Here is a 15,253-nt window from a genome sequence, read left to right as displayed (position 1 = left end):
CACTGGTGCTGGCGTAACAGCCAGCGCCAGATTGTGCTAACTCCGACGGGAGCAAATCCGTGAAAGATTTATTAAAGTTTCTGAAAGCGCAGACTAAAACCGAAGAGTTTGATGCGATCAAAATTGCTCTGGCCTCGCCAGACATGATCCGTTCATGGTCTTTCGGTGAAGTTAAGAAGCCGGAAACCATCAACTACCGTACGTTCAAACCTGAACGTGACGGCCTTTTCTGCGCCCGTATCTTTGGGCCGGTAAAAGACTACGAGTGCCTGTGCGGTAAGTACAAGCGCCTGAAACACCGTGGTGTGATCTGTGAGAAGTGCGGCGTTGAAGTGACCCAGACTAAAGTACGCCGTGAGCGTATGGGCCACATCGAGCTGGCGTCTCCGACTGCTCACATCTGGTTCCTGAAATCTCTGCCGTCCCGTATCGGTTTGCTGCTTGATATGCCGCTGCGTGATATCGAACGCGTACTGTACTTCGAATCTTATGTGGTTATCGAAGGCGGTATGACTAACCTGGAACGTCAACAGATCCTGACTGAAGAGCAGTATCTGGACGCGCTGGAAGAGTTCGGTGACGAATTTGACGCGAAGATGGGTGCGGAAGCAATCCAGGCCCTGCTGAAGAGCATGGATCTGGAGCAAGAGTGTGAAACTCTGCGCGAAGAGCTGAACGAAACCAACTCCGAAACCAAGCGTAAGAAGCTGACCAAGCGTATCAAACTGCTGGAAGCCTTCGTACAGTCTGGCAACAAGCCAGAGTGGATGATCCTGACCGTTCTGCCGGTTCTGCCGCCAGATCTGCGTCCGCTGGTTCCGCTGGATGGTGGTCGTTTCGCAACGTCGGATCTGAACGATCTGTATCGTCGCGTTATCAACCGTAACAACCGTCTGAAGCGTTTGCTGGATCTGGCTGCGCCGGACATCATCGTACGCAACGAAAAACGTATGCTGCAGGAAGCGGTTGACGCCCTGCTGGATAACGGTCGTCGCGGTCGTGCGATCACCGGTTCTAACAAACGTCCTCTGAAATCTTTGGCCGACATGATCAAAGGTAAACAGGGTCGTTTCCGTCAGAACCTGCTCGGTAAGCGTGTTGACTACTCCGGTCGTTCTGTAATCACCGTAGGTCCATACCTGCGTCTGCATCAGTGCGGTCTGCCGAAGAAAATGGCACTGGAACTGTTCAAACCGTTCATCTACGGTAAGCTGGAACTGCGTGGCCTCGCCACCACCATCAAAGCCGCTAAGAAAATGGTTGAGCGTGAAGAAGCTGTCGTTTGGGATATCCTGGACGAAGTTATCCGCGAACACCCGGTACTGCTGAACCGTGCACCAACACTGCACCGTCTGGGTATCCAGGCATTTGAACCTGTACTGATCGAAGGTAAAGCTATCCAGCTTCACCCGCTGGTTTGTGCGGCATATAACGCCGACTTCGATGGTGACCAGATGGCTGTTCACGTACCGCTGACGCTGGAAGCCCAGCTCGAAGCGCGTGCGCTGATGATGTCTACCAACAACATCCTGTCTCCGGCGAACGGCGAACCTATCATCGTTCCGTCTCAGGACGTTGTATTGGGTCTGTACTACATGACCCGTGACTGTGTTAACGCCAAAGGCGAAGGCATGGTGCTGACTGGCCCGAAAGAAGCTGAGCGTATCTATCGCGCAGGTCTGGCCTCTCTGCATGCGCGCGTTAAAGTGCGTATCACTGAATACGAAAAAGATGAAAACGGCGAATTCGTTGCGCACACCAGTCTGAAAGACACGACCGTTGGTCGCGCCATTCTGTGGATGATCGTACCGAAAGGTCTGCCTTTCTCCATCGTCAACCAGGCGCTGGGCAAGAAAGCTATCTCCAAAATGCTGAACACCTGTTACCGCATTCTGGGCCTGAAGCCGACTGTTATCTTCGCTGACCAGACAATGTACACCGGCTTTGCTTATGCAGCGCGTTCAGGTGCATCTGTTGGTATTGATGACATGGTCATCCCGGAGAAGAAACACGAGATTATCTCTGAAGCGGAAGCTGAAGTTGCTGAGATCCAGGAGCAGTTCCAGTCTGGTCTGGTAACCGCGGGCGAACGCTATAACAAAGTTATCGATATCTGGGCTGCGGCGAACGATCGTGTATCCAAAGCGATGATGGATAACCTGCAAACCGAAACCGTTATTAACCGTGACGGCGTAGAAGAGCAGCAGGTTTCCTTCAACAGCATCTACATGATGGCCGACTCCGGTGCGCGTGGTTCTGCAGCACAGATTCGTCAGCTGGCCGGTATGCGTGGTCTGATGGCGAAGCCAGATGGCTCCATCATCGAAACGCCAATCACCGCGAACTTCCGTGAAGGTCTGAACGTACTCCAGTACTTCATCTCTACTCACGGTGCGCGTAAAGGTCTGGCGGATACCGCACTGAAAACAGCGAACTCCGGTTATCTGACTCGTCGTCTGGTCGACGTTGCGCAGGACCTGGTTGTTACTGAAGACGATTGCGGCACTCTGGAAGGCATCACCATGACCCCGGTTATCGAGGGTGGTGACGTTAAAGAGCCGCTGCGCGATCGCGTTCTGGGTCGTGTGACTGCTGAAGACGTTCTGAAGCCGGGTACGGCGGATATTCTGGTTCCACGCAACACGCTGCTGCACGAACAGTGGTGTGACCTGCTGGAAGAGAACTCCGTTGACTCCGTCAAAGTCCGTTCTGTTGTATCTTGTGACACCGACTTTGGTGTATGTGCGCACTGCTACGGTCGTGACCTGGCGCGTGGCCACATCATCAACAAAGGTGAAGCAATCGGCGTTATCGCGGCACAGTCCATCGGTGAACCGGGTACACAGCTGACGATGCGTACGTTCCACATCGGTGGTGCGGCATCTCGTGCGGCTGCTGAATCCAGCATTCAGGTGAAAAACAAAGGTAGCATCCGTCTGAGCAATGCGAAGTCGGTTGTGAACTCCAGCGGCAAACTGGTTATCACCTCACGTAACACCGAACTGAAACTGATCGACGAATTCGGCCGTACCAAAGAAAGCTATAAAGTGCCTTACGGCTCCGTTATGGCGAAAGGTGATGGCGAACAGGTTGCTGGCGGCGAAACCGTAGCAAACTGGGATCCGCACACCATGCCGGTTATCACCGAAGTGAGTGGTTTTGTCCGCTTCACTGACATGATCGACGGCCAGACCATTACTCGTCAGACCGACGAGCTGACCGGTCTGTCTTCTCTGGTGGTTCTGGATTCTGCAGAGCGTACTGCGGGTGGTAAAGACCTGCGTCCGGCACTGAAAATTGTTGATGCTCAGGGCAACGACGTTCTGATCCCAGGCACCGATATGCCTGCTCAGTACTTCCTGCCGGGTAAAGCGATTGTTCAGCTGGAAGATGGCGTACAGATCAGTTCTGGTGACACCCTGGCGCGTGTTCCGCAGGAATCCGGCGGTACCAAGGATATCACCGGTGGTCTGCCGCGCGTTGCTGACCTGTTCGAAGCACGTCGTCCGAAAGAGCCGGCAATCCTGGCTGAAATCAGCGGCATCATTTCCTTCGGTAAAGAAACCAAAGGTAAACGTCGTCTGGTTATCACCCCGGTAGACGGTAGCGAGCCGTACGAAGAGATGATCCCGAAATGGCGTCAGCTCAACGTGTTCGAAGGTGAACGTGTAGAACGTGGTGACGTGGTTTCCGACGGTCCGGAAGCGCCGCACGACATCCTGCGTCTGCGTGGTGTGCATGCTGTAACTCGTTACATTGTTAACGAAGTTCAGGACGTATACCGTCTGCAGGGTGTTAAGATTAACGATAAACACATCGAAGTTATCGTTCGTCAGATGCTGCGTAAAGCCACCATCGAAAGCGCTGGTAGCTCCGACTTCCTGGAAGGCGAGCAGGTTGAATACTCCCGCGTCAAGATCGCTAACCGCGAGCTGGAAGCGAACGGCAAAGTGGGTGCAACGTTCTCCCGCGATCTGCTGGGTATCACCAAAGCGTCTCTGGCAACCGAGTCCTTCATCTCTGCAGCATCGTTCCAGGAAACCACGCGTGTCCTGACCGAAGCCGCTGTTGCAGGTAAACGTGATGAACTGCGCGGTCTGAAAGAGAACGTAATCGTGGGTCGTCTGATCCCGGCAGGTACCGGTTACGCGTACCACCAGGATCGTATGCGCCGTCGCGCAGCGGGCGAACTGCCAGCTGCACCGCAGGTGACTGCTGAAGATGCGTCTGCCAGCCTGGCAGAACTGCTGAACGCAGGCCTGGGCGGTTCTGACAACGATTAATCGTTGCCGACCATAATAAAAAACCCGCTTCGGCGGGTTTTTTTATGTCCAGGTTTATTTCTGATGACGCTTATCAGGTCTACGAGGCTACGAAGCCATCCGGCAGTGTCATTAATTTACCGGCGGTAACCGCCGATAAAGCTCAATCATATCTCCCGCCAAATCCTGAATCACCATCGCGTTCATCAGGTGATCCTGCGAATGGACGGTGATGAGATTAACCGGTAGCTTGCCGGTTCCTTCGTCAATTCCGATCAGCTGGGTCTGGATTTTATGCGCTTGTTTAACGTACTCGCGTGATTCCGTCATCGCTTGTTCTGCACCGGAGAAATCACCTTTACGCGCCAGTTGCAATGCCGTCAGGGCCTGGCTGCGTGCAGCACCAGCGTTTACCAATAACTCCATGATGATCGTTTCTAACTCTTCCATACCATCACTCCAGTAGTTTCAGCGCCTTGTCCAGTACCGCATCGCCTTTCATCATGCCGTAATCCATCATGTCGATAACGGCGACCTTTTTGCCTAGTGGGTCGGCGATCGCCTGTAGCTTGGCCTGTTCATACTTAACCTGTGGACCGAGCAAAACGATATCCGCTGTAGCGATATTCTCTTCAAACTCGGCCACCGGGACGGCTTTGATAGTGACGTCGACGCCTTTTTTCTGGGCGGCATCTTTCATCCTTTGCACCAGCATGCTGGTGGACATTCCGGCGGCACAGCATAAAACGATGTTTTTCATAAGCAGTCTCGATCAACATGTGTGAGTTGATAATTATCGCGAGCCAGCTATAGCAACAACTGCTTTGCAACGATTGTGTGCAAGGCATCACAAAGAAAGCTGCTTTTTCTGAAACCGGTTACAAAAAGGGGCCAAACCCTGCGATCTGGACCGGGACCAGCGGCTTTTTGACTCGCTTATCACATGCTGGAATATATAATTACTGTCAATAAAGACATGTTATAAAAAACAGTATTGACAGCGTTTTTTAAACCCGTATGTTAATACTTAACAGCGGAGAAATTGTAGTTTGCTGTTAACGTAGTCAGTGTTAGTAGAGCTTGATTGGGGTTTGCGATAAAGGCCACGAAGTATTTTTTGTATGGGATAGTCGATGCTGAAAACGCTATTTTTTCACCTCGACAATGCTTTCAGGCCACGTAGTTGATATATCTAATCGCAAAAAATCAGTAAAACGCGACGATGTAACGCCATGATTTAATAGTAATTGTTCGTGATTTCTGCTTTTTGGTTATCACGAGGGAAATAAGGCAACGCATCAAAGAGTATATGTCGCGAGGGGAAGTGTACTTGTTTAGGTCACCAGCCTTGAGTTCTATTATCAAGCGGGTGGAATGTGTTTAACGGTAAATAGAGGAAAGCTTTAGTTAGTATCAAAATCCAATATTATCTGTAGTAAACGTGTACATTTTAAAGTAGTACCATCAGCAGTATTAAATCGTTAAGTTTATTAATGTTAAATTTGAAGTGTGTAGTAACGTAAAGCCCTGACTGCAATAGTCGGGGCTTTTGTTCATTGTAGATCAAGCTGTTATCCATGATGCTTAGCCGCGTTGGTTCAACATTGCATCACTCAGTGGGTATTAAAAAAATTAATGCTTGCTTAATGATTAGAAGTAGGTCTACTATAGCGGCATCGGTTTGGAACACAGACCTTATGCAAGCAGTTTTAGTAAAGCAGTTCTCAGTTCAAGCGTTATCCTCAGATACTCTTCTTCATGAGCCTCCTCCCTAAGTGCCCCATAAGTTAATTTCTGCAAAACAGGCCATCTTCGCTGCATAAGCGGCTCAAAAACATGAAAGGAAGTATCTATGTCTAACAAAATGACTGGTTTAGTAAAATGGTTTAACTCTGATAAAGGCTTCGGCTTTATCACTCCTCAGGACGGTAGCAAGGATGTGTTTGTGCATTTTTCCGCTATCCAGAGTAACGATTTTAAAACGTTAGACGAAGGTCAAAAGGTGGAGTTCTCCGTGGAGAATGGCGCTAAAGGCCCGTCTGCTGTTAACGTTGTCGCGCTGTAAACGCCGATAATTTCACGAAGGCTTACGATAGCGATGAAGGCCAGAGCCCGAGCAGTTAAGCACCAGTGAAGAAAAAACCCGCGAAAGCGGGTTTTTTTGTTTATGCGATAGCGTTGGGCTTAGGGCATCTGTGCCGCGCGTCCCAGATAGCTGTCCCAGTCTTTCCACACGGGCTGTAATCCCTGCGCCATCAGTGCTTCAGCAACGGCTTCCGGGCGACGATCGTCGTGCGGGGAGAACTGTTCCAGTTCGGGGTGGTTATCGGCATAACCACCGGGCTGGGTTTTTGAGAAGGCGCTGACGTTGTTGATCGCCAACGGGATCACATGGTCACGAAACCATGGCGATTCGCGGGTGGAGAGCGACAGCTCAATTTCTGGTGCCAGTAAACGAAACGCGCAAATGGTCTGGACCAACTGTCGCTCATCCATGATCGATGCAGGCTCAACGCCTCCGGTGCATGGGCGCAGGCGAGGGAAGGAGATAGAGTAGCGGCTCTGCCAGTAATGCTGCTGCATCCACAGCAGATGTTCAGCTACCATATAGCAGTCAACCCGCCAGCTGTCGGACAAACCAATCAACGCGCCAAGACCGATTTTGTCGATCCCTGCACGGCCCAGCCGGTCCGGCGTTTCCAGTCGCCAGAAGAAATCCTGCTTTTTCCCCTTCAGATGGTGGCGGGCGTAAATCGCCTCATGATAGCTCTCCTGATACACCATCACGCCATCCAGCCCCAGCGTCTTCAGCTCCGCATATTCAGCCTCTGACAGCGGCTGTACTTCCATCTGTAAAGAGGCAAACTGGCGGCGAATGGCAGGCAAATGGCGACGAAAGTAATCCATCCCCACTTTGGCCTGATGTTCACCGGTGACCAGTAGCAGATGCTCAAAGCCCAGCTCACGGATAGCCGCACACTCACGTTGTATCTCATCTTCGTCCAGCGTTTTGCGTTTGATACGGTTGCTCATCGAAAAACCGCAGTAGGTGCAGTCGTTGGCACAAAGGTTGGAGAGATACAACGGCACGTAAAAGCTCACCGTGTTGCCAAAACGCTGGCGGGTGAGCTTCTGCGCCCGCTGTGCCAGCGGCTCCAGATAGTCGGCGGCGGCAGGCGAGAGCAGCGCCATCAAATCATCGCGGCTAAGCTGCGAAGCGTTGAGGGCGCGTTCCACGTCAGCGGCGGTTTTACCGTTGATGCGCAGGCGGATGTCGTCCCAGTCCAGCTGTCGCCAGCGGTCGCTGAAGGTATTCATGCCAGTGCCTCCAGAAATCCCGTCAACGGGCTGGTGGCCTGCGCGAGCGAGCTTTTGCTGCCGGGGACGGCCTGGCGCGCCAGAAGGCCCGCTTCAACCGCCAGACGGAAAGCGGTGGCCATCATCACCGGATCGTCCGCCACGGCAATCGCCGTGTTGACCAACACCGCGTCAGCGCCCATTTCCAGCGCCTGCGTCGCATGGCTGGGCACGCCGATCCCGGCGTCGACCACCACTGGCACAGTGGCCTGTTGGATAATAATCTCCAGCATCGCTTTGGTTTCCAGCCCCTGGTTAGAGCCGATAGGTGCGCCGAGCGGCATCACCGCCGCGCAGCCCACGTCTTCCAGCCGCTTGCACAGTACCGGGTCCGCACCGCAGTAGGGCAGCACCACAAAGCCCTGTTTCACCAGCGCTTCGGCAGCTTTTAGTGTTTCAATCGGATCCGGCAATAGCCAGCGGGCATCTGGGTGGATTTCTAATTTCAGCCAGTTTGTGCCCAACGCTTCACGCGCCAGTTGGGCGGCGAAAATCGCCTCTTCAGCGGTTTTCGCTCCGGAGGTGTTAGGCAGCAGCGTCACGCCCGCGTCGATAAGCGGGGCCAGAATGGCATCGTTATGCTGGCGCAAATCCACGCGCTTCATGGCCAGCGTGACCAGCTGGCTGCCGGAGGCGCGAATCGCCTCGACCATCAGCTGCGATGAGGCAAATTTTCCGGTACCGGTGAACAGATGTGAACCAAACGTTTTGTCGGCAATACGTAACATATCAACCCCCTGCAATAACCTGAAAAAGCAGGATCTGGTCGCCTTCCTGCACGATTTGCTGCTGCCACTGCTCGCGCGGCAGGATCTGCTGATTGAGCGCCAGCGCCGCGCCCGGTTTAAGCTGATTAAGCTCGGTGAGCAGCCCGCTGACGGTTTGTCCCTCGGCGCACTGCATCGGCTCATCATTGAACTGAATCTGCATGTTGCCCTCCACATACCGGGCAGCCATTGGCCCGACGCAGCGCAAGGCTGCGCCACTGGCTGGTTTTACCGTCAAACAGGCGTAACTCGCCGCTGGGCGTCGCAATGCCGCTAAGCAGTTTGATGGCTTCCAGCGCCTGCAAGGTGCCCATCACGCCGACAACCGGGCCGACGATACCGGCGGTACGGCAGTTGCGTTCAGGCTCTACATCATCCGGCCACAGGCAGCGGTAACAACCTTGCTCCCACGGTGGCGTGAGCACCATCAACTGGCCGCCGAAACCGACGGCGCTGGCGGTAACCAAAGGTGTATTCAGCGACACGCAGGCGGCGTTAATTTCCTGACGCGTGGCCATGTTGTCGGTACAGTCGAGCACCACGTCGGCACGCGCTACCGCATGCCGGAGCGCATCGCCTTTCAGTCGCTGCTGGAGCGATACCAGTTCGATATCTGGGTTGAGCCGCGTCAGGCGCTGCTGGGCAATCTGCGATTTTGAACGCGCGATATCATCAGTGGTAAACAGGATCTGGCGCTGCAGATTGCTCAAATGAATGTCGTCATCGTCTACCAGCGTCAGTTTGCCGATACCTGCTCCCGCCAGATACAGCGCGGCAGGCGAACCTAACCCGCCTAAACCGATAATCAGCACATGGCTGTCGAGCAGCTTTTGTTGGCCCTCAATAGCGATATCGCCGAGCAGGATCTGCCGGCTGTAACGCATAAAGTCGCGGTCATTCATCGCCGACTCCCGCTATGTCGAGCAGCTGCGCCGTGGCTGCCTGCCAGTCAGCCGCCTGGGTAATGGCGCTGACCACGGCAATGCTGCCGACGCCGGTTGCCAGCACCGCGGGCGCACGTTCCAGGCTGATGCCGCCAATGGCGACGGTCGGGTAATCGGCCAGTCGTTCAATATGACTTGCCAGCTGCGTCAGCCCCTGCGGAGCGGAAGGCATCTGCTTGGTTTGCGTGGGGAAAACGTGGCCGAGTGCGATATAAGAAGGCTTAGCAGCGAGCGCGACATCAATCTCCATATCATCGTGAGTGGAAACCCCCAGGCGTAAGCCCGCCGCCTGAATCGCCTTCAGGTCGGTGGTTTCGAGGTCTTCCTGGCCCAGATGCACGCCGTAGGCGTTGTGCTTAATCGCCAGCCGCCAGTAATCGTTAATAAACAGGCGGGCGTCATAGCGACGCCCCAGCGCGATGGCGGCGATAACGTCGGCTTCCACCTCTTCATCGCGTTTATCTTTGATACGCAGCTGGATTGTGCGTACGCCCGCCTCCAGCAGACGTTCAATCCATGCAACGCTGTTCACTACCGGGTAAAGTCCGAGTCGGAACGGTACGGTTGGGAAATCAGGCTGATACATCAGGCTTCCTCCCGTTTGAGGTAAATTTCGCCGCCTTTGGCGCGGAAGTTTTCCGACATATCCGCCATCCCCACTTCAATGGTTTGCGCAGCGGCGTAGTCGCGTACTTCCTGGCTGATTTTCATTGAGCAGAATTTCGGCCCGCACATGGAACAGAAGTGGGCGACCTTGCCGGACTCTTGCGGCAGGGTTTCATCGTGATAGGCACGGGCGGTAAACGGGTCGAGCGCGAGGTTAAACTGATCTTCCCAGCGGAATTCGAAGCGCGCTTTCGACATGGCGTTATCGCGGATCTGCGCGCCCGGATGCCCTTTGGCTAAATCCGCGGCGTGGGCGGCGATTTTGTAGGTGATCAGCCCCTGCTTCACATCTTCTTTGTTCGGCAGGCCGAGGTGCTCTTTCGGCGTCACGTAGCACAGCATCGCACAGCCGAACCAGCCGATCATTGCCGCGCCAATGCCGGAGGTGAAGTGGTCATAGCCCGGTGCGATATCGGTGGTCAACGGCCCTAAGGTGTAGAACGGTGCCTCGTGGCAGCTCTCCAGCTCTTCGGTCATGTTGCGCTGAATCATATGCATCGGCACGTGGCCCGGGCCTTCAATCATCACCTGTACGTCGTATTCCCAGGCGATTTTGGTCAGCTCGCCCAGCGTATGCAGCTCGGCGAACTGCGCTTCGTCGTTGGCATCCTGAATCGAGCCAGGGCGTAGACCGTCGCCCAGTGACAGGGAAACGTCGTAGGCGGCACAGATTTCGCAGATCTCGCGGAAATGTTCGAACAGAAAGTTCTCTTTGTGATGTGAGAGGCACCATTTCGCCATAATTGAACCGCCGCGTGAGACAATTCCGGTCAGGCGTTTAGCGGTCATCGGCACGTAGCGCAGCAGCACGCCAGCATGAATGGTGAAGTAGTCGACGCCCTGTTCGGCCTGTTCCAGCAACGTATCGCGGAACGCTTCCCAGGTGAGATCTTCGGCGATCCCGTTGACCTTCTCCAACGCCTGGTAGATCGGTACGGTGCCGATCGGCACCGGGCTGTTACGCAGGATCCACTCGCGGGTTTCGTGAATATAGCGACCGGTGGAGAGGTCCATCACCGTATCTGCGCCCCAGCGGGTCGACCACACCAGTTTTTCTACCTCTTCTTCGATAGAGGAAGTGACCGCCGAGTTACCGATGTTGGCATTCACCTTCACCAGGAAGTTGCGGCCGATGATCATCGGCTCGGATTCCGGGTGGTTGATGTTGGCGGGAATAATCGCCCGGCCCGCAGCGACTTCATCACGCACGAATTCCGGGGTGATATTTTCCGGCAGACGAGCGCCAAAGTTCATCCCCGGATGCTGGTGGCGCAGCACTTCACTACGAATACGCTCGCGGCCCATATTTTCACGGATGGCGATAAACTCCATCTCCGGCGTGACGATCCCCTGACGGGCGTAGTGCAGCTGGGTCACGCGCTTACCGGCTTTGGCGCGCTTTGGCGTCAGCAGGCCGCTGAAACGCAGCTCGTCCAGGCCATCGTCGGCCAGGCGCTCTTTGGTGTAAGCGGAGCTGCGGTCGTCTAATTCTTCGCTGTCGTTACGCGCCGCAATCCACGGCTGGCGCAGTTTCGCCAGACCCTGCTGGACGTTAATCGCCACGTCAGGATCGCCATACGGCCCGGAGGTGTCGTACACCGGCACGGCTTCGTTGTCTTCAAATTGCGGGTTGTCTTTGCTGCCGCCAATCAGCGTCGGGCTAAGCTGGATTTCGCGCATCGGAATGCGGATATCCGGCTGCGAACCGGTAATATAAATGCGTTTTGAGTTAGGGAAGGCGGTCCCTTCCAGGGTATCGATAAAGTGTTGGGCTTGCGCGCGCTGTTCGCGGCGTGATGGTTTAGTAGTGGCAGACATAGCTCATTCCAAAAAAGTAAGGACGTGGCTTGTCAGACGACGGATGAAGCAAGAGAGGCGATCGCCCAAAGGCGAACGGTTGTAGATTGACTCTTGTTCCCTTCGCAGGTCTTAACCTGATCAGGTTCCGCGGATCCCGAATTAACGGTCTCAGCCTTTTCCACTCATGCTGTTGTGGAAAATAAGCACTCCGACAAGAAGTAACCTCTATCTTAGAGGTAATGAATGTAAACTACGCGTTAATGCGACAAATCTCAAGCAGGACGTTTGAGAGTGCCACTCTCGTGCATCGCATCAAATACCAGCATGATCAGCTTATCTTCGAGCACGAACCGGGCTTCCAGCGCTTCGCCGAGATCCGATAAAACCTTTTGAAACTCAAGGAAGTTATCATGATCAATCGCAGTTTCCAGGCTGGAGTCATAGTAGTCCATGATCAGCTGCGTATTAGCTTCCAGCAGCGGCCAAATTTTTGTGGCTTTTAAAAGCTGCCCGTTCCCTTCCAATTTATGGAGAATACGTTCATAAATACTGAAGTGTCCGGTGGAGAGGTAATCGACCAGGCTCTGACAAAAATCATCCAGCGCCTTTTCATTAAGTCGCATGTACGATTCTTTGCCAGGCTTAATGCCAACCAGATTGTAGTAAGCCACGAGCAGGTGCTTACGTACATGTAGCCAGCGATCAACCAGTTTATTACTTCCTCCGACGTGCTCCGTCAGGCTTTCCAGCTGGTTTAGCATGATTGACTCCGCAAGATGGTGTTTAGGAACTGCTCACCCGTAAATGTAAAAATAATGTAAACAACATGCCTGTGAAGCAAAGGTTGCGCAAGAGATATGGATCGTATAATTGAAAAATTAGATAGCGGCTGGTGGATTGTCAGTCATGAGCAAAAGTTATGGTTACCTCATGGCGAGCTACCTTATGGCGACGCAGCCCGTTTTGATCTGATTGGTCAGCGCGCGCTGCCAATAGGCGAGTGGGAAGGGGAAACTGTCTGGCTGGTGCAGCAGCAGCGTCGACACGATATGGGGTCGGTGCGCCAGGTCATTGACCAGGACGTTGGCCTGTTTCAACTGGCCGGACGAGGCGTACAGCTGGCAGAGTTTTACCGCTCGCATAAATTCTGCGGTTACTGCGGCCATCCCATGCACCCGAGTAAAACGGAGTGGGCGATGCTCTGTAGTCACTGCCGTGAACGTTATTACCCTCAAATTGCTCCCTGCATAATCGTCGCTATTCGCCGAGATGATTCCATCCTGCTCGCCCAACATGTTCGCCATCGCAACGGCGTGCATACCGTGCTGGCAGGTTTTGTCGAAGTGGGCGAAACCCTCGAGCAGGCGGTGGCGCGTGAAGTCATGGAAGAGAGCGGCATTAAGGTGAAAAACCTGCGCTATGTCACTTCTCAGCCGTGGCCGTTCCCACAGTCTTTGATGACCGCATTTATGGCGGAGTATGATAGCGGCGAAATCGTCATCGACCCGAAAGAGCTGCTGGAAGCGAACTGGTATCGCTATGACGATTTACCGCTCTTGCCCCCGCCGGGTACTGTCGCGCGTCGATTGATTGAAGATACTGTGGCAATGTGTCGGGCTGAGTACGAGTAAAGAGCGAGTGGTGATACACTGATGGACTGACGCAATAAGGAACTGCAAAAATGACCGAACTGAAGAACGATCGTTATCTGCGTGCGCTGCTGCGCCAGCCCGTTGATGTCACTCCGGTATGGATGATGCGCCAGGCAGGCCGTTATCTACCGGAATACAAAGCTACCCGTGCCGAAGCGGGCGATTTTATGGCGCTGTGCAAAAATGCCGAGCTGGCCTGCGAAGTTACGCTGCAGCCGCTGCGTCGCTATAAACTTGATGCCGCGATCCTCTTCTCCGATATCCTGACGATCCCGGATGCGATCGGACTCGGGCTGTATTTTGAAGCAGGAGAAGGTCCACGCTTCACCTCCCCGATTACCAGCAAGGCTGACGTCGACAAACTGCCGATCCCGGACCCGGAAGATGGGCTTGGATACGTGATGAACGCGGTGCGCACTATCCGCCGTGAACTGAAAGGCGAAGTGCCGCTGATCGGCTTCTCCGGTAGCCCGTGGACGCTGGCGACCTACATGGTTGAAGGCGGCAGCAGCAAAGCCTTCACCGTGATTAAAAAGATGATGTATGCCGACTCTAAAGCGCTGCATCTGCTGCTTGATAAGCTGGCGAAGAGCGTCACGCTGTACCTGAACGCGCAGATCAAAGCGGGCGCGCAGTCGGTGATGATTTTCGATACCTGGGGCGGTGTGCTGACCGGTCGCGACTATCAGCAGTTCTCCCTGTACTACATGCACAAAATCGTCGATGGCCTGCTACGCGAGAACGAAGGTCGTCGCGTACCTGTGACCCTGTTTACCAAAGGTGGTGGTCAGTGGCTGGAAGCGATGGCGGAAACCGGCTGTGATGCGTTAGGTCTCGACTGGACCACTGACATTGCCGATGCGCGTCGTCGTGTAGGTCATAAAGTGGCGCTACAGGGCAATATGGATCCGTCCATGCTGTATGCACCGCCAGCCCGCATCGAAGAAGAGGTGGCGACAATTCTGGCCGGATTCGGTCAGGGCGAAGGGCATGTCTTTAACCTGGGCCACGGCATTCATCAGGACGTCCCGCCAGAACATGCGGGTGTCTTTGTGGAGGCGGTACATCGGTTGTCCGAACAGTACCACCGCTAAGGAGTCATTATGGATCTCGCGTCATTACGCGCGCAGCAGCTTGAACTGGCCTCTTCATTGATCCGCGAGGATCGTCTGAAGAACGATCCGCCGGATCTGATCGGCGGGGCGGACGTTGGGTTTGAGCAGGGTGGCGAAGTGACGCGAGCCGCGATGGTCTTACTGAAGTATCCCACGCTTGAACTGGTTGAATACAAGGTGGCGCGTATCGCCACTACCATGCCTTACATTCCCGGTTTTCTCTCCTTTCGTGAAACCCCCGCGCTGATGGCCGCCTGGCAACTGCTCTCGCACAAGCCAGATCTGCTGTTCGTTGACGGGCACGGCATTTCGCACCCGCGCCGTCTGGGCGTGGCCAGCCATTTTGGCCTGCTGGTGGACGTCCCAACGATTGGTGTGGCGAAAAAACGGCTGTGTGGCAAGTTTGAACCGCTCGCTGCTGAACCCGGTGCGCTAGTGCCATTGCTGGATAAAGGCGAACAGCTGGCATGGGTCTGGCGCAGCAAAGCGCGCTGTAACCCGTTGTTTATCTCTACGGGCCACCGCGTGAGTATGGACAGCGCACTGGCGTGGGTACAACGCTGTATGAACGGCTATCGTCTGCCGGAACCAACGCGCTGGGCAGATGCGGTGGCATCCGAACGCCCGGCTTTTACGCGGCTTGCAGCAAAAGCGCCCCATATCGGGTAAACTGCGGCTAATTTCCGTATT

14 protein-coding genes and 1 riboswitch are annotated in these 15,253 nt (G+C 54.5%); of the genes, 5 read left to right on the top strand and 9 right to left on the bottom strand.

The genetic code is table 11. From position 1 onward, the window contains the following. Positions 1-59: 59 nt before the first annotated feature. The gene (gene rpoC / locus SK39_RS10280; protein WP_003033107.1) at positions 60-4,283 is read left to right on the top strand and encodes a DNA-directed RNA polymerase subunit beta'; all 4,224 of its coding nucleotides are present in this window, start codon (positions 60-62) and stop codon (positions 4,281-4,283) included. Between the two features lie 111 nt (positions 4,284-4,394). On the opposite strand, the gene SK39_RS10275 is transcribed toward rpoC, so the two are convergent. Beyond that, entirely contained in the window at positions 4,395-4,712 is a 318-nt protein-coding gene (locus SK39_RS10275; RefSeq protein WP_003033104.1) for a PTS lactose/cellobiose transporter subunit IIA, read from the bottom strand. Between the two features lie 4 nt (positions 4,713-4,716). Further along, a complete protein-coding gene (locus SK39_RS10270) occupies positions 4,717-5,022 on the bottom strand; it encodes a PTS sugar transporter subunit IIB (protein WP_003033102.1) in 306 nt (101 codons plus the stop codon). Between the two features lie 1,092 nt (positions 5,023-6,114). Here SK39_RS10270 and cspG point away from each other — a divergent pair. Continuing rightward, a complete protein-coding gene (gene cspG / locus SK39_RS10265; protein ID WP_003033098.1) occupies positions 6,115-6,327 on the top strand; it encodes a cold shock protein CspG in 213 nt (70 codons plus the stop codon). A 119-nt stretch (positions 6,328-6,446) separates the two neighbouring features. On the opposite strand, the gene thiH is transcribed toward cspG, so the two are convergent. The 7 genes from thiH to SK39_RS10230 form a co-directional block, all read right to left on the bottom strand. After that, complete coding sequence (gene thiH, locus SK39_RS10260; RefSeq protein WP_048216977.1) at positions 6,447-7,580, bottom strand: 2-iminoacetate synthase ThiH; 1,134 nt, start codon at positions 7,578-7,580, stop codon at positions 6,447-6,449. Then, a complete protein-coding gene (gene thiG / locus SK39_RS10255) occupies positions 7,577-8,347 on the bottom strand; it encodes a thiazole synthase (RefSeq protein ID WP_032937281.1) in 771 nt (256 codons plus the stop codon). The genes thiH and thiG overlap by 4 nt, the downstream gene beginning before the upstream one ends. A gap of 1 nt (position 8,348) precedes the next feature. Beyond that, positions 8,349-8,549: a sulfur carrier protein ThiS gene (gene thiS, locus SK39_RS10250; RefSeq protein ID WP_003033088.1), complete on the bottom strand. Its 201-nt coding sequence runs from the start codon at positions 8,547-8,549 to the stop codon at positions 8,349-8,351. Then, entirely contained in the window at positions 8,530-9,288 is a 759-nt protein-coding gene (locus SK39_RS10245) for a HesA/MoeB/ThiF family protein (protein ID WP_032937282.1), read from the bottom strand. The genes thiS and SK39_RS10245 overlap by 20 nt, the downstream gene beginning before the upstream one ends. Then, on the bottom strand, positions 9,281-9,916 hold the full coding sequence (thiE, locus tag SK39_RS10240; protein WP_032937283.1) for a thiamine phosphate synthase: 636 nt from the start codon (positions 9,914-9,916) through the stop codon (positions 9,281-9,283). The genes SK39_RS10245 and thiE overlap by 8 nt, the downstream gene beginning before the upstream one ends. Next, positions 9,916-11,814, bottom strand: coding sequence for a phosphomethylpyrimidine synthase ThiC (gene thiC, locus SK39_RS10235; RefSeq protein ID WP_048216976.1), 1,899 nt, complete (start codon positions 11,812-11,814; stop codon positions 9,916-9,918). Before thiC ends, thiE begins: the two co-directional genes overlap by 1 nt. Positions 11,815-11,894: 80 nt before the next feature. Continuing rightward, positions 11,895-12,017, bottom strand: a riboswitch (TPP riboswitch). Between the two features lie 51 nt (positions 12,018-12,068). Then, positions 12,069-12,557 (bottom strand): Rsd/AlgQ family anti-sigma factor, encoded by a 489-nt coding sequence (locus SK39_RS10230; protein WP_003033077.1) that lies wholly within the window; start codon positions 12,555-12,557, stop codon positions 12,069-12,071. 96 nt (positions 12,558-12,653) lie between these two features. Between SK39_RS10230 and nudC the strand changes: the two genes are divergently transcribed. The 3 genes from nudC to nfi are packed head-to-tail and all read left to right on the top strand — an operon-like array spanning position 12,654 to position 15,232. After that, complete coding sequence (gene nudC / locus SK39_RS10225) at positions 12,654-13,427, top strand: NAD(+) diphosphatase (RefSeq protein ID WP_003033074.1); 774 nt, start codon at positions 12,654-12,656, stop codon at positions 13,425-13,427. Between the two features lie 50 nt (positions 13,428-13,477). Further along, positions 13,478-14,542: a uroporphyrinogen decarboxylase gene (gene hemE, locus SK39_RS10220; protein WP_048216975.1), complete on the top strand. Its 1,065-nt coding sequence runs from the start codon at positions 13,478-13,480 to the stop codon at positions 14,540-14,542. Between the two features lie 9 nt (positions 14,543-14,551). Further along, positions 14,552-15,232, top strand: coding sequence for a deoxyribonuclease V (gene nfi / locus SK39_RS10215; protein WP_003033072.1), 681 nt, complete (start codon positions 14,552-14,554; stop codon positions 15,230-15,232). Positions 15,233-15,253 lie beyond the last annotated feature (21 nt).

The organism is Citrobacter sp. BIDMC107 (assembly GCF_001037575.1).
GTDB lineage: Bacteria > Pseudomonadota > Gammaproteobacteria > Enterobacterales > Enterobacteriaceae > Citrobacter > Citrobacter freundii.
The sequence above is the reverse complement of the archived record's forward strand: the minus strand, read 5'-3'. Positions and strand labels throughout refer to the sequence as shown.

What these genes read in the sequence shown, in the direction of transcription:
- SK39_RS10275 (WP_003033104.1), bottom strand. Translation starts at nt 4,712, where the DNA reads ATGGAAGAGTTAGAAACGATCATCATGGAGTTATTGGTAAACGCTGGT.
- SK39_RS10270 (WP_003033102.1), bottom strand. Translation starts at nt 5,022, where the DNA reads ATGAAAAACATCGTTTTATGCTGTGCCGCCGGAATGTCCACCAGCATG.
- cspG (WP_003033098.1), top strand. Translation starts at nt 6,115, where the DNA reads ATGTCTAACAAAATGACTGGTTTAGTAAAATGGTTTAACTCTGATAAA.
- thiH (WP_048216977.1), bottom strand. Translation starts at nt 7,580, where the DNA reads ATGAATACCTTCAGCGACCGCTGGCGACAGCTGGACTGGGACGACATC.
- thiG (WP_032937281.1), bottom strand. Translation starts at nt 8,347, where the DNA reads ATGTTACGTATTGCCGACAAAACGTTTGGTTCACATCTGTTCACCGGT.
- thiS (WP_003033088.1), bottom strand. Translation starts at nt 8,549, where the DNA reads ATGCAGATTCAGTTCAATGATGAGCCGATGCAGTGCGCCGAGGGACAA.
- SK39_RS10245 (WP_032937282.1), bottom strand. Translation starts at nt 9,288, where the DNA reads ATGAATGACCGCGACTTTATGCGTTACAGCCGGCAGATCCTGCTCGGC.
- thiE (WP_032937283.1), bottom strand. Translation starts at nt 9,916, where the DNA reads ATGTATCAGCCTGATTTCCCAACCGTACCGTTCCGACTCGGACTTTAC.
- thiC (WP_048216976.1), bottom strand. Translation starts at nt 11,814, where the DNA reads ATGTCTGCCACTACTAAACCATCACGCCGCGAACAGCGCGCGCAAGCC.
- SK39_RS10230 (WP_003033077.1), bottom strand. Translation starts at nt 12,557, where the DNA reads ATGCTAAACCAGCTGGAAAGCCTGACGGAGCACGTCGGAGGAAGTAAT.
- nudC (WP_003033074.1), top strand. Translation starts at nt 12,654, where the DNA reads ATGGATCGTATAATTGAAAAATTAGATAGCGGCTGGTGGATTGTCAGT.
- hemE (WP_048216975.1), top strand. Translation starts at nt 13,478, where the DNA reads ATGACCGAACTGAAGAACGATCGTTATCTGCGTGCGCTGCTGCGCCAG.
- nfi (WP_003033072.1), top strand. Translation starts at nt 14,552, where the DNA reads ATGGATCTCGCGTCATTACGCGCGCAGCAGCTTGAACTGGCCTCTTCA.